General features: G+C 42.8%; 18 protein-coding genes, 1 tRNA gene and 1 pseudogene. 17 read left to right on the top strand and 3 right to left on the bottom strand.

All coding sequences use genetic code 11. The features are described 5' to 3' along the window. Positions 1-20 precede the first annotated feature (20 nt). The 4 genes from A4V03_RS12580 to tnpC all read left to right on the top strand — a co-directional run bounded on the left by A4V03_RS12580 (position 21) and on the right by tnpC (position 3021). A complete protein-coding gene (locus tag A4V03_RS12580; RefSeq protein WP_065540412.1) occupies positions 21-233 on the top strand; it encodes a hypothetical protein in 213 nt (70 codons plus the stop codon). 195 nt (positions 234-428) lie between these two features. Further along, entirely contained in the window at positions 429-998 is a 570-nt protein-coding gene (locus A4V03_RS20810; RefSeq protein ID WP_065538285.1) for a hypothetical protein, read from the top strand. Further along, positions 985-1341 carry an IS66 family insertion sequence element accessory protein TnpB gene (gene tnpB, locus A4V03_RS12575; protein ID WP_065538284.1) on the top strand — a complete coding sequence of 119 codons (357 nt, stop codon included), beginning with the start codon at positions 985-987 and terminating at the stop codon, positions 1339-1341. Before A4V03_RS20810 ends, tnpB (A4V03_RS12575) begins: the two co-directional genes overlap by 14 nt. A gap of 78 nt (positions 1342-1419) precedes the next feature. Beyond that, on the top strand, positions 1420-3021 hold the full coding sequence (gene tnpC, locus A4V03_RS12570; RefSeq protein WP_084081121.1) for an IS66 family transposase: 1602 nt from the start codon (positions 1420-1422) through the stop codon (positions 3019-3021). A gap of 104 nt (positions 3022-3125) precedes the next feature. Here tnpC and A4V03_RS12565 read toward each other — a convergent pair whose 3' ends face one another. Next, positions 3126-3593, bottom strand: coding sequence for a lipocalin family protein (locus A4V03_RS12565; protein WP_201442220.1), 468 nt, complete (start codon positions 3591-3593; stop codon positions 3126-3128). Between the two features lie 313 nt (positions 3594-3906). Continuing rightward, a pseudogene (locus tag A4V03_RS21335) lies at positions 3907-3999 on the bottom strand (transposase); the annotation flags it as partial. 216 nt (positions 4000-4215) lie between these two features. On the opposite strand from A4V03_RS21335, the gene A4V03_RS12560 reads away from it, so the two are divergent. After that, positions 4216-5106 (top strand): Rpn family recombination-promoting nuclease/putative transposase, encoded by an 891-nt coding sequence (locus A4V03_RS12560; RefSeq protein WP_065539133.1) that lies wholly within the window; start codon positions 4216-4218, stop codon positions 5104-5106. 50 nt (positions 5107-5156) lie between these two features. Here the strand turns inward: A4V03_RS12560 and A4V03_RS12555 are convergent. Continuing rightward, positions 5157-5230, bottom strand: a tRNA-Ala gene (locus A4V03_RS12555). A gap of 118 nt (positions 5231-5348) precedes the next feature. Here A4V03_RS12555 and A4V03_RS12550 point away from each other — a divergent pair. The 12 genes from A4V03_RS12550 to tnpB (A4V03_RS12490) all read left to right on the top strand — a co-directional run bounded on the left by A4V03_RS12550 (position 5349) and on the right by tnpB (A4V03_RS12490) (position 19655). Continuing rightward, a complete protein-coding gene (locus A4V03_RS12550; RefSeq protein WP_065539132.1) occupies positions 5349-5651 on the top strand; it encodes a DUF4286 family protein in 303 nt (100 codons plus the stop codon). After that, positions 5648-6214, top strand: a complete 567-nt coding sequence (gene ruvC, locus A4V03_RS12545) for a crossover junction endodeoxyribonuclease RuvC (protein ID WP_004312686.1) — start codon at positions 5648-5650, stop codon at positions 6212-6214. Before A4V03_RS12550 ends, ruvC begins: the two co-directional genes overlap by 4 nt. Positions 6215-6268: 54 nt before the next feature. Beyond that, positions 6269-8275, top strand: coding sequence for a type I pullulanase (gene pulA, locus A4V03_RS12540; protein WP_065539131.1), 2007 nt, complete (start codon positions 6269-6271; stop codon positions 8273-8275). Positions 8276-8661: 386 nt separating this feature from the next. Continuing rightward, a complete protein-coding gene (locus A4V03_RS12535) occupies positions 8662-10296 on the top strand; it encodes a sialate O-acetylesterase (protein ID WP_065539130.1) in 1635 nt (544 codons plus the stop codon). Positions 10297-10329: 33 nt separating this feature from the next. Continuing rightward, positions 10330-11814: an MFS transporter gene (locus tag A4V03_RS12530; protein WP_065539129.1), complete on the top strand. Its 1485-nt coding sequence runs from the start codon at positions 10330-10332 to the stop codon at positions 11812-11814. Positions 11815-11843: 29 nt separating this feature from the next. Beyond that, positions 11844-12980 carry an endo-1,4-beta-xylanase gene (locus A4V03_RS12525; protein WP_065539128.1) on the top strand — a complete coding sequence of 379 codons (1137 nt, stop codon included), beginning with the start codon at positions 11844-11846 and terminating at the stop codon, positions 12978-12980. Between the two features lie 224 nt (positions 12981-13204). Beyond that, positions 13205-14182, top strand: coding sequence for a glycoside hydrolase family 43 protein (locus tag A4V03_RS12520; RefSeq protein WP_065539127.1), 978 nt, complete (start codon positions 13205-13207; stop codon positions 14180-14182). Positions 14183-14225: 43 nt separating this feature from the next. Further along, positions 14226-16367 carry an alpha-glucuronidase family glycosyl hydrolase gene (locus A4V03_RS12515; RefSeq protein WP_065539126.1) on the top strand — a complete coding sequence of 714 codons (2142 nt, stop codon included), beginning with the start codon at positions 14226-14228 and terminating at the stop codon, positions 16365-16367. Between the two features lie 130 nt (positions 16368-16497). After that, positions 16498-17964 (top strand): ATP-binding cassette domain-containing protein, encoded by a 1467-nt coding sequence (locus A4V03_RS12510; protein ID WP_065539125.1) that lies wholly within the window; start codon positions 16498-16500, stop codon positions 17962-17964. Positions 17965-18059: 95 nt separating this feature from the next. Next, the gene (locus A4V03_RS12505; protein ID WP_008026044.1) at positions 18060-18575 is read left to right on the top strand and encodes an RNA polymerase sigma factor; all 516 of its coding nucleotides are present in this window, start codon (positions 18060-18062) and stop codon (positions 18573-18575) included. A gap of 365 nt (positions 18576-18940) precedes the next feature. After that, the gene (locus tag A4V03_RS12495) at positions 18941-19309 is read left to right on the top strand and encodes a hypothetical protein (protein ID WP_065538241.1); all 369 of its coding nucleotides are present in this window, start codon (positions 18941-18943) and stop codon (positions 19307-19309) included. Position 19310: 1 nt separating this feature from the next. Further along, complete coding sequence (gene tnpB, locus A4V03_RS12490) at positions 19311-19655, top strand: IS66 family insertion sequence element accessory protein TnpB (protein ID WP_065538204.1); 345 nt, start codon at positions 19311-19313, stop codon at positions 19653-19655. The last annotated feature ends 27 nt before the right edge of the window (positions 19656-19682 follow it).

The following is a 19682-nucleotide window of genomic DNA, read 5'->3' as shown; positions in this document are numbered from 1 at the left end:
AACTTTTAAAACAAGAACTTATGGATGATATGATTAACAGGCATGATTCGATAGCCGAAGAAAATATCGAACCGAATGGTCGTCCGGCCAAGGACCAGTTTGAAGAATGGAGCGGCGAGGTTGTCGACCGTGCCGATGACGTATTCAATAATGACAAGAAAGACGATCCTATTAAAGACCGCGAGAAACGTATAAAAGAAATGGACGAAGTGATAAAAAAGGACCTTGAGTAAAGGTCCTATAAATACTTGCAAGGTAGTATCATGTGTGAGCACATTTTCCACTAAGAAGAATAAACATAAACAGATTAAGAAGAGAAGGAAATGAATTAAAAAAGGCGACACTTGATAGATACTTCGTACAACCGTCCGCGATAGCGTATTGAAGCCTGCCTGTAAAGTTTCTAACTTTGCCCTAAAAATTGATTTATGGGAAAAGTTGAACTTTACAGGCAGGTTTTCTTGTCATTCAAGCAACTGTGTGCCGAAGGAAGACAGCCGTCTTCGTTCCGAGCCTATTGCATAGCCAACGGTGTAGATCAGAGTCAGATGCGGCAATTGCTCAAGAGCGAGTTTCAGGATATAAAGACCTTGCCGGGATATTGTTGCGTAAATAGTCGCCTTTACGGGGAAATTTATGAGCGGTTCAAGCAATTATGCGCACAAGGCAGACAGCCCGGGACCTTATCTTCTTATTGCAGGAGTTTTGGTGTAACATACGGTCAGTTGCATTCTTATTTGTATCGGAAGCATTTACGTGTGGCCGGATTGCCCGGATATACAGGACCGACAGGCACGGGTAACAATAAGTCTGAGGAGGTGCCTTTCGAGGATGTCATCTTTGAGGAGGCCGGTTTTCTTCCGGCTGACACGGGCAATGTGATAACAGTAAAGGTCGACGGTCATGTGGCGGTCAGCTTTCCAGCTGATACTGATGTTGCTGTCATTGCAAAGTTCGTCAGAAAGATGGGAAAGGAGGTCGGTCATGTGGGGTCTTGAGCAGGGGTTACGGCTATGGGTATGCCAGCAGCCGGTGTCGATGCGTTACGGCATACGCGGTCTGACCCAGATGGTGTGGTCGTGGAAGGGGCACTCTCCGGCATCGGGCGATGTGTATGTGTTTTTCTCCAAAGACCGCAAGTCCATGAAGGCTCTGAAATGGGATGGTGACGGATTTTTGATGTACACAAAAAGACTGTCGCAAGGTCGTTTCCGGGAGGTACTTAAAAAGGGCGATGACGGCGTGCGCAGGCTCCAATGGGACGATTTCTATATGCTGATGAGGGGGCTCACGCCTGTGAAGGTGACGGTCGAGAATCGCTTCAGAATGGCTGTAAAATAAGGCTTAATAATTTGTTAATCAAATAAATAAATGGTGTAGAAAGTTGCAAATGTCAGATATTTTTTGTAACTTTACACCATGAAAAAGAACGAGTTGATAGAGTTTTTGCAACGTCAGATCGAGTATCTTCAAGGACAACTTGACGAGGCGTTGTCCTCTGTCAGCTCTCTTACTTTATCCAATGAAAAACTCCAGTCAACCAACGACAGACTGGTGGCAACAGTAGATGAGCTGCGCAAACAGATAGCCTCGTTGGAGGATGCTGTAAAAGGGAAAGGCGCGGAACTAAGCAAAGAAAAAGCTGCTCGTCAGGCCGTGCAGCGTCTGCAGGGCTCGCCGTCAGAGCGCCAGACAAAACCGATGCCGGCTCCTGCCGTATCAGAAACTCCGGAACAGAGGCCACAGAAGAAACGCACCAACAATGGAGCCAGGAGAAAGACCCATCCCGAGTGCGAGGTAGAGACGGTTGTGGTGGAGCCGGACAGCCCCGACTTCAATCCCGAGGCGGCGACGTTTATCGGCGAGTGCGATGTCGTGCGCTACGTCATGGAGCCGATGCGCTTCAAGAAAATAATCTACAAGGTACGCAAATATGTGCAGGACGAGAAAATATACAAAGGCTCTGCTCCCGCCACGCCGCTGCTGAACTCGCAGTATACATCCTCCTTCATTGCCGGACTCGCCGAGCTACGCTATCTCCACTGCATGCCACTTGAAAATGCAGTCGAATACTTCCGTGCCCACGGCTTCGACCTTGACAAAGGCACGGCACAAAAACTGATCAGCAAGGTAAGGGTTCATCTGGAGAATCTGTACAAGGCTCTCGGGCCGGCAGTTGTCGAAGACAATTATATCTGTGGTGACGAGACCTATCAGAAAGTGCGGCTGCAGGTGGCCACTCCCTCGGGCAGGAAGATCAAAAAGGGCTACATCTGGGTGTTCGTCGGCATGACAACCGGGCTTGTATACTTCTTCTATGATGACGGTTCCCGCTCTGCCGAAGTCTTCAAGCAGCATATCAAAGGCTTCAACGGAGCGTTCCAATGCGATTGTTACTCGGGATACCGGCATATCGGAATCGGTGAGATGAGCGGGATAAAACGCTTGCCATGCCTGCAGCATATAAAGCGGAAGTTCCTCGACCTGAAAGACAATCCGCAGGCGCAGGAAATAGCAAAGCTCTTCGGACTCCTTTACCACTTCGAGCATCAGCACCGCATAGGCAAAGACGGATGGACGGCGGAAAAGCACCTTGAGTGGAGACAACGATACTCCAAAGTGATGCTCGAGAAAATCCGCATGAGACTGACAGCGGTCAAAAATCGCATCGGCGTGCCACCCGACGACCCGCTGCTTGCCGCCACCGAACATGCGCTTAAACAATGGGACGTGATACCACGCATCTTCGCCTCACCCACCTACAGACTTGACAACAACAAAGTCGAGCGAATCAACCGCTACATATCCCTGACCCGTCGCCGACTGACAATCGGCTCCCACTCCGGAGCCGAAGCCGCCGCCCTGTACCACTCGCTGGCCATCACCTGCCATCAGTGCGGAGTCAACGTCTTCGACTACTTCTGTGACATCATCGACCGATGTGCCGCATGGCCGCCAAACACCCCGATCGAAAAATACCGCGACCTGCTTCCCGACCGCTGGAAACCCTCACAAAAATAGCCGCCCAAAATCCGGACGGCTTTCTTTTTATGGCTTACCTGCTATCGCGGACGGTTGTACGATACTTCAAATGCCGCCTTTTTTTATTTATTACTGTGTGTTTATTATAGACGTTTGTACGTCATTTTGTTGTAAAAATCACCTTCTTCATCTCTTCCTTTTATTTCAACTACCAATTGACTTGAGTTAGCAACAAGCAATTTCATTGAACTAACTTCTGTATCTTCTTCATCAACAGGAAGTATGTTGTTGCCATCCAACGTGAATTTTTCAGTGCTAGATTGATTCCATTTATTATTGTAGTAATAATAAAAAGTAACAGAGTAGGTGTTGTCTGACACTTTTGAGATTGTTATTTTTTCACAATCTTCTGTTGGGTTTGCAGGGTCGTAACTCTCATTCCAACTTTCTTTTTCACCTTCATAATACTCATAGCCCTCGTCAAGTACTAATCCCCAATTTCCTTCTAGTTGATTTACGTCAATGTCTTCATCATCATCGCTACAAGCTGCAAAATTCACACTCATAATAATGGCTACGATAGCCATCCCGATTAATCTTAATGTTTTCATTTTAATTTGATAAATTAATATGTAAATAAAAAAGTTTCACCTTATTAATGTTCTGTGATGCAAAAGTAATTAATAAGATTGATCTGTAAAAATTGGAATTATGTGTTTTATGACTAAACAGAATAAAATCAGGCTTATTGGTAGAGAAATGATGTTTAAATGGAATATAATTAAAGTGTAATATTCTCTTATTATATCAAATGAAGGAAATTCTCAAAGGATTTGTAATAATTTTCTTACTTTTTAGAAGAAATAGTTCGTTAAAAAATGGCCAAGCCTAAGCAGCTTTGGCAGTAAATAAATGAGTTCTTTGAAAATCAACGGATAAGGAAACGAACCTCTTGAGAGTTTTTGTATATACCCTTAATCTACATAGTTTTCCTTTATTCACTTTGTATTCCGTACATCAGATCAGAGCTAGATTGCAATAAGGAATAATCTTCGCCCGATTATTTTCATCCCTCTGTTAAAATAATCTTTTTCTGCTTGATTTTATCTGATTATTGCTACTTTTGTACATAATGCTCCGGAAAGTTATTGAGGCATTTCAAAAGGAGGTCCATATTATTGTTATACGAAGGGGCTGGATTAGCATTTCAAACTATAAAAAAAGGAAAAAGACATGGTAACGGAAGGAATACAGGATAAATATGTAAATCCATATACCGATTTCGGATTCAAGTTGCTTTTTGGTACAGCAATGAATAAAGAATTGTTGATCAGCTTTTTGAATGCACTCTTATTCAGGGAGGAGGTAATCAAGGATGTCACTTATCTTAATGCTGAACATCTTGGAACGCAGGAATATGACCGTCGAGCTGTCTTTGATGTCTATTGTGAGAATGAGAAGGGTGAGAAGTTCTTGGTTGAGATGCAGCGTGGCGAGCAGCAGTTCTTTAAGGACCGCAGTGTCTTTTATTCCACTTTCCCTATTCGTGAACAGGCCAAACGTGGGGAATGGGATTATGAGTTGAAGGCTGTCTACGTGGTGGGTATCCTGAATTTCTCCTTTGACAATTCTGATGCGGAGTATTTCCATCATGAGGTGAAGCTTGTAGACCTTTATACACACAAGGTTTTCTATGACAAGCTTACTTTTGTTTACCTTGAAATGCCCAAATTCAACAAGAGTGAGGATGAGTTGGATAGCATGTTTGACAAGTGGCTGTTTGTCTTGCGTAATCTTGCCTCTCTGCTTGAACGTCCTAGAGCATTGCAGAACAGAGTTTTTGACCGCCTTTTTGAAACAGCGGAGATAGCAAAGTTTACCAAGACTGAACTGAGCGAGTATTGGGACAGTTTGAAAAATTTCCGTGACTGGTATAGTGTTATATCTACAGCGGAAAAGAGAGGAAGAGCAGAAGGTCTTGAGGAAGGATTGAATAAAGGGAAAGAAGAAGGAGCAAGAGAAGCCAATTTGAATAATGCTCGTAATCTGAAAAAACTGGGAGTGGCAATTGATGTAATTTCACAAGCTACTGGATTGTCTGAAGAAGAAATAGAAAAGTTATAGTGTGAACTTGAATTTGTTATTGATGGCCAATAATTTTATTCTCGTGTAAGTGGAGCGTATCGGACTCGAACCGATCACCTTAACACTGCCAGTGTTACGCTCTAGCCAGATGAGCTAACGCCCCTTTTTTGCCTTATATGATAACGTTTGTAAACGAATCCTTTTTTGTTGCCGCAAATATAATGCAATATTCTGAAATAATTGCTATGTTTGCGGTAAATAATTAATTTGAAATTTAAGATATGCTGATTTATAATACAACTTTTCAAGTGGACGATGACGTTCACGACAATTTCATGATTTGGATAAAAGAGAGTTATATCCCTGAAGTACAGAAACACGGTGCGTTGAAGGCACCGCGTATTTGCCGGATATTGAGTCATAGGGAAGAAGGAAGTGCGTATTCTTTGCAATGGGAAGTAGAAAGCAGTGGGGTGTTACATCGCTGGCATTTGGAACAGGGGGTACGATTGAATGACGAACTGGTAAAAATATTTAAAGATAAAGTGATCGGATTTCCGACTTTGATGGAGGTGATAGAGTGATTCAACCGGTAAAAGAAAAGATAATTTTGGGGATTGACCCTGGTACGACAATCATGGGATACGGGGTTCTAAGGGTGAGGGGAACCAAGCCCGAAATGATTGCGATGGGGATTATCGACTTACGTAAATTTGCCAATCACTATCTGAAACTTCGCCATATCCATGAACGGGTATTGAGCATTATTGAAAGTTATCTACCGGATGAGTTGGCTATTGAAGCACCTTTCTTCGGAAAAAATGTGCAATCGATGTTGAAGTTAGGTCGTGCACAAGGGGTAGCAATGGCAGTAGCGTTGAGCCGGGATATTCCAATCACCGAATATGCCCCTTTGAAGATAAAAATGGCTATCACCGGAAATGGGCAGGCATCAAAAGAACAAGTGGCGGATATGCTGCAAAGGATGCTGCGGTTTTCAAAAGATGATATGCCTACTTTTATGGATGCAACAGATGGGTTGGCAGCGGCTTATTGTCATTTCCTGCAAATGGGACGACCGGCAATGGAAAAAGGGTATAGTAGTTGGAAGGATTTTATAGCGAAGAATCCGGATAAGGTGAAATAAAGCATTTAATTTTATGGGGATAGATATGGTGCGTAGCATAGGGGGAGGTTTAGAATGAAGATAGGAAATAATTGTTTAGCGATATTGGGTGTGACTACAGTGACAACAGTGATGAGTTGTTCTCCAACGAAGAAGGAATATACTTCTTTTGAATTATATCCGGTTCGTATGGGAAGCCTTACAGAGATGGAATATACGCCGTTGGCAACCAAATTTTTCCTTTGGTCACCGACTGCAGAAGAGGTACGCCTGATGCTTTATGATGCAGGAGAAGGCGGACATGCTTACGAAACAGTAAAGATGGAACTCGGTGAGAATGGAACCTGGACGACATCTGTAGATAAAGACCTGCTCGGCAAATACTATGCTTTCAATGTAAAAATCAACGATAAATGGCAGGGTGACACGCCGGGGATTAATGCTCACGCTGTAGGAGTGAACGGAAAGCGTGCAGCTATCATCGACTGGAAGACTACCAATCCGGAGGGGTGGGAGAGTGACCGACGTCCTTCTCTGAAATCGCCTGCTGATATGATTATCTATGAAATGCATCATCGTGACTTCTCTGTTGACTCTACTTCGGGAATAAAGAATAAAGGCAAATACCTTGCACTGACTGAACATGGGACGGTGAATTCCGGCAATCAACCAACAGGTATCGATCATTTGGTAGAGCTGGGAGTGACACACGTGCATCTTCTTCCTTCTTCTGATTATGCTTCTATCGACGAAACAAAATTAGATGAAAACCACTATAACTGGGGGTATGATCCGGCGAATTATAATGTACCGGATGGTTCTTATTCAACCGATCCTTATCAGCCTGCTGTTCGCGTGAAAGAGTTCAAACAGATGGTACAAGCGTTGCATAGAGCTGGAATACGCGTGATAATGGATGTGGTTTACAATCACACTTTTAATACACTTGAAAGTAATTTTGAACGTACCGTTCCCGGCTATTTTTACCGTCAGAAAGAGGATGGCACATTGGCAAATGGTTCAGGGTGTGGCAATGAAACAGCAAGTGAACGGCCTATGATGCGTAAGTTCATGATAGAGTCCGTTCTTTATTGGATAAAAGAATATCATATTGACGGCTTCCGCTTTGACTTGATGGGGGTGCATGATATTGAAACAATGAACGAGATTCGAAAGGCTGTCAGCAAAGTCGATTCTACTATTTGTATCTATGGAGAAGGTTGGGCGGCTGAAACTCCTCAATATCCGGCAGATTCACTGGCGATGAAAGGAAATGTTTCCCAGATGCCTGGAATTGCTGTATTCTCGGATGAATTGCGCGATGGACTTTGCGGTCCTGTATGGGAGAAGGATAAAGGAGCTTTCCTTGCCGGAGTGCCGGGGGGAGAAATGAGCGTAAAATTCGGAATTGTTGGAGCTATTAAGCATCCGCAAGTACGCTGTGATTCTGTAATTTATAGTCAGAATCCGTGGGCGGAACAGCCTACCCAGATGATTAGCTATGTTTCCTGTCATGATGGTTTGTGTCTGGTGGACCGATTGAAGGCAAGTATGCCGGGAGCTACTCCCGAACAGTTGGTTCGACTTGATAAATTGGCACAAACGGTAGTTTTTACTTCACAGGGAATTCCTTTTATCTATGCAGGTGAAGAAGTGATGCGTGATAAACAAGGGATAGACAATAGTTATAAGAGTCCGGATGCCGTCAATGCCATTGACTGGAGACGCAAAACGACGAATGGAGATATTTTTACGTACTATAAACGACTCATTGATCTTCGTAAGTCTCATCCGGCTTTCCGTATGGGAAATGCAGAAATGGTCCGGAAGCATCTGGAGTTCCTTCCGGTTGAAGGGCAAAACCTGATTGCGTTTCGCCTCAAAGAGCATGCGAATGGAGATAGCTGGGAAGATATTATTGTAGCCTTTAATTCTCGTACGACTCCTGCACGATTGGAAGTTCCTGTTGGTAAATATACGGTAGTATGTAAAGACGGAGTGATAGACGTGCGTGGATTAGGTACGCAAATCGGACCGGAAGTGATTGTTCCCGGTCAGTCTGCGTTGATTATGTATAAGTAGTTTTTTCTATATTACTACAATTCCGGGATGCTCAAGCTTTTTCATGCAGTAGGCTGGCTGTCTGTTTCAGTCTGATGGAACAAATGAAATCATGTGTCGGCTGATTAGTCGGCATTTTTTATTTATGGCATATATAACAACTCGACGTTGGTTGCCGGCATTTTCTTTATTTTCCTCCTATTCATCGGCAATATCAATTGTGATGTAACATTACAACAGGTATTTGTAACATACGTAAACGATGATGTAACAAGCGAGTAATGATTTGAATCAAAATTTTTGGGTAAGCGGAGAGAAACTTCCTAAGTTTGCAATGTGGAATTCAGAACGGATTATTTCATTTTCCGGATTACTATGAAATAAAGACATAAAAGAAAAGATAGATAATGAATAAGTATTGGTTTTATAAGGTTGGGTTAGTAGTTGTGTTCCTTTGCTTCGCTCTGTTGGGTGAAGCAAAGGTTAAACTTCCCACTCTTGTTTCCGACGGAATGGTGCTTCAACGCGGGGAGCCTGTCAATATTTGGGGGACGGCTGATCCTGATGAAACTGTTAATATAACTTTCCAAAAAAAGAAATATAAGACCGTTGCCGATGCGCAAGGCAACTGGAAAGTGACTTTGCCAGCCTTAAAAGTTGGTGGTCCTTACACGATGCTTATTAATGATATAGAGTTGAAGGATATTCTTGTGGGTGACGTTTGGGTATGTTCAGGTCAGTCGAATATGGAATTACCTGTTTCACGGGTTACAGACCGTTTTCGGAATGAAATATCTGCGGACAATGATTATCCGATGGTACGTTATATAAAAACTCCTCTATTGTATAACTTTCATGCTCCGCAGGCTGATATTCAGGGAATCTCCTGGAAGGCTATGACTCCTGAAAATGTGATGTCTTTCTCTGCTTTGGTTTATTTTTTTGCTAAAGATTACTTTCAGAAAACAAAGGTTCCGGTAGGAATCATAAACTCCAGTGTCGGAGGTTCACCGGTAGAAGCGTGGATCAGTGAGGAAGGTCTGAAACCTTTTCCTTATTATCTGAACGAAAAACGTATCTATGAATCAGATGACTTGATAGAATCAATGAAAAAAGAAGAGAGCAAGAAAAGCCGTGCCTGGAATGTAGCACTGTATCAGGGAGATAAAGGAATGCATGAAACTATCCCTTGGTATGCTGCCGGCTATGATGACAGTGATTGGACACCGACTGACTTGTTCGCTTCCGGTTGGGCTACTAACGGATTGAATACAGTCAATGGTTCCCATTGGTTCCGTAAAGATTTTCAAGTGTCAGGGCAACAAGCGGGAGAGAAGGCAACTCTTCGCCTGGGATGTATTGTAGATGCAGACTCCGTCTATGTAAACGGAACATTTGTGGGAACAGTTTCTTATCAATATCCACCACGTATCTATACCATTCCCGCCGGATTGTTGAAAGCCGGAAAAAACACGATAACCATACGTCTTTTCAGTTATGGCGGTTTTCCTCATTTTGTAAAGGAGAAACCTTATAAGATACTTTTCGGAAAAGGTCAGCCGGAAAAAGGAGAATCGGAGATTAGTCTCGAAGGTGATTGGAAATATCACCTCGGCGCTCCCATGCCTGCTGCTCCGGGACAGACAGCCTTTCATTATAAACCCGTGGGACTTTATAACGCCATGATTGCTCCTTTATTGAATTATACGGTATCCGGTGTTATCTGGTATCAGGGTGAATCGAATGTGTCTCGCAGAAATGAGTATAAAGACCTGTTGACTGCGATGATTGCGGATTGGAGACAGCATTGGAACCGACCTGATATGCCTTTCTATGTGATTGAATTGGCGGACTTCCTCTCACCCGAAGATAAAGGAGGACGTGCTGCTTGGGCGGAGTTCCGGAAAGTGCAGGCGGAAGTAGCCAATACAAATAAAAATGTCACTCTGATTAAAAACGGTGATTTAGGAGAATGGAATGATATCCATCCATTAGATAAAAAGACGTTGGGACAACGCGTTTCCCAAGCAGTCTCTCAATAAAGAGTTAAATAAATTAAAAAAGAGATTAATACCATGAAAACACAGACTCAAAAAGTGTCGATGGCCGAGAAAATCGGTTATAGTTTAGGTGATGGTTCAGCGAACCTGATTTTCCAAATGATGATGATGTTCCAACTCTTCTTCTATACAGATGTGTTTGGAATAAAAGCAACAGCAGCAGGTATGATATTGCTGGTCGCACGCATTTTCGATGCGTTTGTCGATCCGGTGGTAGGTATCCTGTCCGACAGAACCAATACCCGCTGGGGTAAATACCGTCCCTGGTTGTTGTGGACAGCTATTCCTTTTGCCGTATTCTTCATTCTGGCATTTACGACACCCGATTTGAGTGAGCGTGGGAAGATTATTTATGCTGGTATCACTTATACCTTATTAATGTCTATTTACTCCTTCAATAATACCCCGTATGCCTCTTTGGGTGGAGTGATGACAAGTGACATCAAAGAACGTACCAGTATCTCGTCCATCCGTTTTGTGACAGCTACAATAGCCACTTTTGTTGTGCAGGGGCTTACTTTGCCATTAGTCTCCAAGTTCGGGCAAGGCAACGACCAACGTGGATGGTTTCTGACGATTACTCTGTTTGCCATCATCGGAGTTGTTCTTTTAGTAATCACATTCTTTTCTGCCAAAGAGCGTATTACGCCTCCCGTAGGTCAGAAAACTTCCGTGAAACAGGATTTTAAAGATATCGTAAGCAGCCGTCCATGGAAAGCAATGTTTATCCTAACCCTCTTTTTATTTACGACATTGGCTATGTGGGGAAGCAGTATGTCTTACTACTTTAATTACTTCGTAGATAAAACAGCCCTTTTTGATTTCTTGCAGAACTTCGGATTAGTACGGATAGAAGGAGAAACTTATGGAATGTGGCACACTTTTCTTGATGCTTTCGGACTGATTGCGCAGCCTGATCATAGTAATGTGTTTGCTGTAGGTTTCAGTTTGTTCAATATGATTGGTCAGATTATCACTTTGGCGGGTGTAATATTGCTTTCCGGATTTCTTGCCAATATCTTTGGCAAGCGGAATGTATTTTTGATCTGTCTGGCACTGACAGCCTTTTTTACAGCCCTGTTTTTTGTGGTAGATTCGACAAACATAAGTACGATCTTTATTATTAACTGTTTGAAGAGTTTGGCATACGCACCCACTATTCCATTGCTTTGGGCAATGATGGGAGATGTTGCCGATCATTCCGAATGGGTGAACCATCGTCGTGCGACAGGATTCGTATTTGCAGGTGTAGTCTTTGCCCTGAAAGCCGGACTAGGTATAGGGGGAGCTATTTGCGGTGCGATTGTCGATTCGTTCGGTTTTGTATCTAACACAGTGCAGACAGAAAACGCTATTTTGGGTATCCGTTTGACATCCAGCGTGATTCCTGCCATCACTTTCTTTGTAGGAGTAATTGCTTTGTTCTTTTATCCTATTTCTAAAAAGTTGAATGAACACATTCAAGACGATTTGGCAAAACGCCGTCTGGAAAACAATTGATTAATAACTATAACTAATAGATAGACTATATGAAGACTTTGACAAGAACAACCGTAGTTTCTTTGTTGGCTGTGGTAGCCCTGATAATTGGTACTTCGGTAGCTTTTGCACAAGAAACAAAGACTTTGAAAGAAGCTTTGAAGGGTAAGTTCCTGATAGGAACAGCGGTGAATACACGACAAGCGTCCGGTCGGGATAAAGCAGGAGTACGCGTGATCCAGAAACAATTTAATGCTATTGTAGCAGAGAATTGTATGAAGAGTCAGGAAATACATCCGAAAGAGAACCGTTATAATTTCACACAGGCAGATGAGTTTGTTGCTTTTGGGGAGAAGAATCATTTGGCAATTACAGGACATACGTTGATTTGGCATTCGCAGCTTTCTCCTTGGTTCTGCGTGGATGAGAATGGCAAAAATGTGTCTCCGGAAGTATTGAAGAAGCGGATGAAAGATCATATCACCACTATTGTGAAGCGCTACAAAGGCCGTATTAAAGGTTGGGATGTAGTGAATGAAGCGATTGAAGATAATGGTGCATATCGTAAGACTAAGTTTTATGAAATTCTAGGTGAAGAATATATCCCATTGGCTTTTCAATATGCGCACGAGGCCGATCCGGATGCAGAGCTTTATTACAATGATTATTCAATGGCTCAACCGGGCAGAAGAGCGGCAGTTGTAAAGATGGTGAAAGACTTGAAGAAACGCGGTATCCGTATTGATGCAGTGGGTATGCAAGGACATATCGGCATGGACTATCCGAAAATCAGCGAGTTTGAAGAAAGTATGCTTGCCTTTGCCAAAGCGGGAGTGAAGGTGATGATAACAGAATTGGACTTGACTATATTGCCATCACCCGACCCCAAGGTTGGTGCGGAAGTCTCAGCATCTTTCGAATATAAAAAAGAGATGAATCCTTATTCGGACGGATTACCGGAAGAAGTATCAAAAGCATGGACAGAGAGAATGAATGACTTTTTCCGCCTGTTCCTGAAACATCAGGATATCATAACAAGAGTTACTGTTTGGGGAGTAGCCGATCAGGATTCCTGGCGTAACGACTGGCCGATGAGAGGACGTACGGATTATCCATTGCTTTTCGACCGCAATCATCAGCCGAAACCGGTAGTTGATTTGATTATAAAAGAGGCTATGCAGAAATGATCATTTGGAGTTCACTTCACCACAGAGGACACGGAGGACACAGAGCTCTTCTCTCTCTCTTTCCGTAAGTAAAACAGAGCGATAAATATACGATTACGTGAGACTCTGTGTTACTCTATAGTGAGTAAAAATAGTAAACCTCTGTGTCCTCCGTGTCCTCTGTGGTGAAATAGAAATTCCCATTTATAAAATTAATTTAGAACTGTTGCAATAAGAATAAAATCATGAAAACAGAAAAAAGATATTTAGTTCCTGGTGATTATATGGCTGATCCTGCCGTACACGTGTTTGATGGCAAACTTTACATTTATCCCTCGCATGACTGGGAGAGTGGTATTGCCGAAAATGACAATGGAGATCATTTCAACATGAAAGATTACCATGTGTATTCTATGGATGATGTAATGAATGGAGAGATTACTGACCACGGGGTTGTACTTTCTACGGAAGATATTCCTTGGGCGGGCCGTCAGCTTTGGGACTGTGATGTTGCTTTTAAAGACGGCAAATACTATATGTATTTTCCATTGAAAGACCAAAACGACATATTCCGTATCGGAGTAGCTGTGAGCGATAAGCCATACGGACCTTTTATTCCGGAAGCAAACCCGATGAAAGGAAGTTACAGCATTGATCCGGCTGTTTGGAATGATGGAGATGGTAATTATTATATGTATTTCGGCGGACTGTGGGGTGGACAGCTTCAACGTTACCGGAATAATAAAGCATTGGAATCAGCCATTTTACCCGAAGGAGAGGAAGAGGCCTTACCATCCCGTGTTGTTCGTTTGAGTGATGATATGATGGAGTTTGCGGAAGAACCGCGTCCGTTAGTCATTCTGGATGAAAACGGTAAACCTCTGACAGCTGGAGATACAGAACGTCGTTTCTTCGAAGCTTCATGGGTACATAAATATAATGGGAAATATTATTTCTCTTACTCTACAGGCGATACCCATCTACTTTGTTACGCGATAGGTGACAACCCATACGGACCATTTACTTATCAGGGAGTTATCCTGACTCCGGTAGTGGGATGGACTACTCATCATGCTATTGTTGAGTTCAAAGGAAAATGGTATCTGTTCCATCACGATTGCGTACCTTCCGAAGGGAAAACGTGGCTTCGCAGCTTAAAAGTCTGTGAACTGCAATACGATGCTGATGGAAAAATCATCACGATTGAAGGATTGGATGAATAGTCGATAAATACCCATTCGTGAAACGAATTTTGAACTATTACTTATGAGGATTATATCTATATTGACATTTGTCCTGTTTTTTAGCTGTTTCTCTATTCATGCGGAAGATGGGAGCGCTTTGTGGCTTCGTTATCCAACGGGAGCAAAAGCGATAATAATGAATAAGAAACAGTCTCCCACATTAAATATCGCCGTTTCCGAATTGCGGAACTTCTGGCAGGGAGGAATCCCCATAACGCTGGAAATACAGAAAAATAAGGAACTGCGTGCATTAGGAAATGATGGATACATCATTCGCGCTTCTAAAGATGGTAAACACCTGACAATCACTTCTTCCGGTGAGCAAGGAATACTTTACGGAGCTTATCATCTGCTTCGTCTGCAAGCCACCGGGCAATTATCCGAATCAACATTGAAGTCTTTAAATGTCTCCGAAAAACCGGATTACCGGATTCGCGTCTTGAATCATTGGGACAATCTGGACGGTACAATCGAACGTGGTTATGCCGGACATTCGCTTTGGAAATGGGACGAACTTCCTTCTGTTGTTTCTCCTCGTTATGAAGCTTATGCACGTGCCAATGCTTCCATCGGTATTAATGCTACTGTGATAAACAATGTCAATGCAAGTCCTGAGATACTATCTGATGATTATTTGCAGAAAGTCAAAGTTTTGGCAGACATCTTCCGTCCTTACGGTTTGAAAATATATCTTTCAATTAACTTTTCTTCCCCGGCAGCTTTAGGTGGTTTATCCACCTCCGATCCGTTGGATAAAGAGGTGATTGCCTGGTGGAAGAAAAAAGCCAAAGATATTTATTCGCTGATACCCGATTTCGGAGGCTTTTTGGTGAAAGCAAACTCCGAAGGACAACCCGGACCGTGTGACTACGGGCGTACTCATGCCGAAGGAGCTAATATACTTGCCGATGTATTGAAACCTTATCACGGCATCGTGATGTGGCGTGCTTTCGTATACTCGCCTACCGACAGCGACCGTGCCAAACAAGCCTATCTTGAATTTGAGCCTTTGGACGGAAAATTCCGGGATAATGTCATTGTACAGATAAAGAACGGCCCGATTGATTTCCAACCTCGCGAACCATTCAGTCCGTTGTTTGGAGCAATGAAGAAAACAGCGGTTATGCCCGAATTCCAGATAACACAGGAATATCTCGGCTTTTCTAACCATCTTGCTTTTCTTGCACCTATGTGGAAAGAATGTCTGGATAGCGATACATATATGCAAGGTGAAGGCTCCACCATTGCCCGTGTGACGGACGGTTCCTTGTTCCCCCATCCATTGACTGCTATTGCCGGTGTTGCCAATATCGGTGATGATCCTAATTGGTGCGGACATCCTTTTGCCCAAGCCAACTGGTATGCTTTCGGTCGTCTGGCATGGAAACATTCGCTTTCTTCCGAGCAGATAGGTGAAGAATGGTTGAGGCAGACTTTTCTTCCGGTCATTGATGCACAGGCCAATCTTTTAACAGCAAAAGTTGTGCAAAAAGAGAAAGAACAATTATTCTCTCAACTTTCTCTACTCAATTCTCAAGTTCTTCAAAAGTCAAGAGAAGCAGTGGTGGACTATATGATGCCGCTTGGCTTACATCATATTTTTGCCTGGGGGCATCATTACGGACCGGAACCTTGGTGCGATATTCCCGGTGCCCGTCCCGACTGGATGCCTTCCTATTATCACCGTGCTGACAGTTTAGGAATCGGTTTCGACCGTAGCAGTACGGGAAGTAATGCTGCCGGGCAATATCATTCCCCGCTGTGTGAAGAATTGGACAACGTGGATACTTGCCCGGAAAACCTGCTTCTTTGGTTTCACCATGCTTCCTGGAACCATCAGATGAAGAGTGGACGTACGCTTTGGGCAGAAATGTGTCATGCGTATGACCGCGGTGTAAAAGAAGTGAGAAACTTTCAGAAAGTGTGGGATACTATGGAGCCATATATCGATTCCGAACGTTTTCAGGAAGTACGACATCGTTTGAAGATTCAGTCACGTGATGCAGTCTGGTGGCGGGATGCTTGTTTGCTTTACTTCGGGCAATTCAGCAAGCAACCGATACCCTATGAACTTGAACGTCCGGTACACGAGTTGAAAGACATGATGGAATATCAACTCGATATAACCAATTTTGAATGTCCTCTTTATGGATTTACTAAATAAAAGACGTTTTGTTTTTTTATGAACTAAAGATATCCAATCAACAGAAATGATAAGAATGTGTTTGTGTATAGGCGACTTTTATGATGAAATTGTTACCTTTGCGGGCAATAACGAAACAGAATAAAAAAATATGAGTCAAAATACATTCTGCATGGCGGGGGGCGTAGCACGCAACCCGCTTGTGCGTTTAGCCAAACCTATCACGGCAACTATCGGAGCGAACGAACACATAGCCATTGTAGGTCCCAACGGTGGTGGTAAAAGTCTTTTTGTAGACACTCTCATCGGAAAATATCCATTGCGTGAAGGGACTGTACAATATGATTTTTCCCCTTCTGCCACCCAAACTCTTTATGATAATGTGAAATACATTGCCTTTCGCGATACTTATGGAGCGGCTGATATCAATTACTACTATCAGCAGCGTTGGAATGCTCACGATCAGGATGAGGCTCCCGATGTTCGTGAAATGTTGGGAGAAATCAAAGACGAACAACTGCAACATGAACTGTTTGAACTCTTCCGTATCGAGCCGTTACTTGATAAAAAAATCATTCTTCTTTCCAGTGGTGAATTGCGTAAATTCCAACTTGCCAAAACCTTATTAACAGCTCCCCGTGTCTTAATAATGGATAATCCATTTATCGGATTGGATGCTTCTACACGCGAATTGTTATTCACTTTGCTCGAACGCCTGACGAAAATATCGTCTGTGCAGATCATTCTGGTACTTTCCATGATGGATGATATACCCTCATTTATCACTCATGTCATTCCCGTGGACAAGATGGAAGTCTTTCCTAAAATGGAACGTGAAGCCTATCTGTACGCTTTTCGCAGCAGAGATGTGACTACCTCTTTCGATGACTTGCAGCAGCGAATTATAAACTTGCCTTATGATGGCAACAATTACGATTCGGATGAAGTGGTAAAACTGAATAAAGTCAGCATCCGTTATGGTGATCGAACCATTCTGAAAGAATTGGACTGGACAGTATCTCGTGGAGAAAAGTGGGCATTGAGTGGCGAAAACGGTGCTGGAAAATCAACATTGTTGAGTCTTGTCTGTGCGGATAATCCGCAATCGTATGCTTGCGACATCAGTCTTTTCGGACGTAAACGCGGAACAGGAGAAAGTATTTGGGAAATCAAGAAACACATTGGCTATGTAAGTCCGGAGATGCATCGTGCTTATCTCAAAAATTTGCCGGCTATTGAAATCGTAGCTAGCGGTCTGCATGACAGTATCGGTCTGTATAAACGTCCTCAACCGGAGCAGATGGCTATCTGTGAATGGTGGATGGATATATTCGGCATTGCCGGTTTGAGAGACAAACTTTTCTTGCAGCTTTCCAGTGGGGAGCAACGTCTGGCTCTGTTGACACGTGCTTTCGTCAAAGATCCGGAATTGCTGATTTTGGACGAGCCGCTTCATGGACTGGATACTTACAATCGTCGTCGGGTCAAAAAGGTGATCGAAGCCTTCTGCAAGCGTAAAGATAAGACGATGATTATGGTAACGCATTATGAATCAGAACTTCCGGATACGATTACAAACCACATCTTCTTGAAAAGGAATGATACGTTAATATATTAGAATATGATTTCTAATATTTTTTAATGAATTGATTGCTTTTTGTGTTATTTAGTTATCTTTGTGCTTAATTAAATGCAAAAAGTAACCACAAAGATATGAATAGTAGCCAAAATGCCATAGCTGTATTGTATAGGAAATATTGGCAAAAGCTCTATATTCATGCATATAATCTGCTGAATGACGGAGAAAGCGCAAAGGATGTATTGAGCGATGTGTTTTGCTCAGTACTTGAAAACAGCGAGCAGTTTGAAGGGAAGACTGATTTGCTGCCTTTATTCTATGTCATGGTGAAAAACCGTTGCATTGACCACATACGTCATCAGAATGTAGTGAACCGGAATGCGGAAAGATACTTGGAAGAACTTTATAGCGGTTGGACTGCCAAAGAGTATCGGGACTACGAAGATAAAATAGACCGGATGCAGGAGAGTATCCGCCAGATGGCGCCGCAAATGCGCATAGTAGTGGAAGAGTTTTTTCTGAATGAAAAGAAATGTGCGGAAATTAGTGAAATATTAAATATCAGTGATAATACAGTCAGAACCCATATTGCCCGGGCTTTAAAAATACTCCGTAAACGATTGAGTGTCTTTTTACTTATTACAGTTTAATGTGGAATCCTGCTCTTCACTTGTTTTATACTTTAGCTGAATGGTTATAAATCAAATATTTATGGTGAATGGAAGTAGGAAAAACAAAGTAAATAACCCTTCACACCCTTCACGCACTTATAGTAAGCGTCTCCGCGATGTCGTTACTTCTTCCATTTATCCGGTAACAGTTCCCTTATCACCTTTTTGTCAGTGTTTGGTTTAATCTCAATAAATTTGTTCAGTATGTCTTTGAAGTAATCGAATGAGTTTATCCCATTAAGTCTGCATGAGCACGCTAATGAATGTAACCATTCTATTTTCCGCCTTGACACGCATCGCAACCCAGCATATCTTTGCGCCATAACCAATTACTAACAAAGATTATGGCAAAAGAAAAAGTAAACTACCAGGAGGTGTACGACCTCTATCAGCTGTGCTGCGAAACCAAAGACCTTCGCGAGTTCTGTGCGGATTATGGAGTGAATTACGATAAGTTCATGAACTGGCAGCGCCACCAGCTATGGAGTGAGAAGTTAGGCAAGACAGTTCAGGTTGATCACCCCAAGGTTGCCAAAGTCCAGATAACCGGCAATCCCTGCAACAGTCCAACCGTGAAAATGGAAGTGAGACAGCCCGAAGGTGAAGCTCCGATAAGATGGGTAAAATTACAATTGGCATCAGGCGCAACGCTGTTCCTGAGAAACACCACAGTTCTTGATTTGAGCTTGTTGCTTAATAAAATGATAGGATGACATGCTGGGACTGAGTGCTAACCTGAACTATTACCTGTTCAACGGTAATGTTGATCTGCGGAAAGGTATTTTCCGTCTGTGTGAGAGTATAAGGGAAGAGATGTCACTTGACCCGAGCGATGCCTCCAACGTCTATATGTTCATGTCCCGTAACCGGAAGGTTGTGAAGATACTTCATTATGAACGCGGTTTTTATGTGCTTTACGAGAAACGTCCTGTCATGGGAAAGTTCAAGAAACCGGTATTTGATGAGGTCTCCAAATGCTACCGGATACAATGGTCAGACATGGCCTATCTTACGGAAAGTATTGTAGTTGACAAGATGTACGTTAGTTCAAAAGATTAATATTAATATATTGATTATCAGTAAAAT

It is taken from the genome of Bacteroides caecimuris, from assembly GCF_001688725.2.
Taxonomy (GTDB): domain Bacteria; phylum Bacteroidota; class Bacteroidia; order Bacteroidales; family Bacteroidaceae; genus Bacteroides; species Bacteroides caecimuris.
Note: the sequence above shows the minus strand (reverse complement) of the source record. Positions and strands in the feature narration are given on the sequence as shown.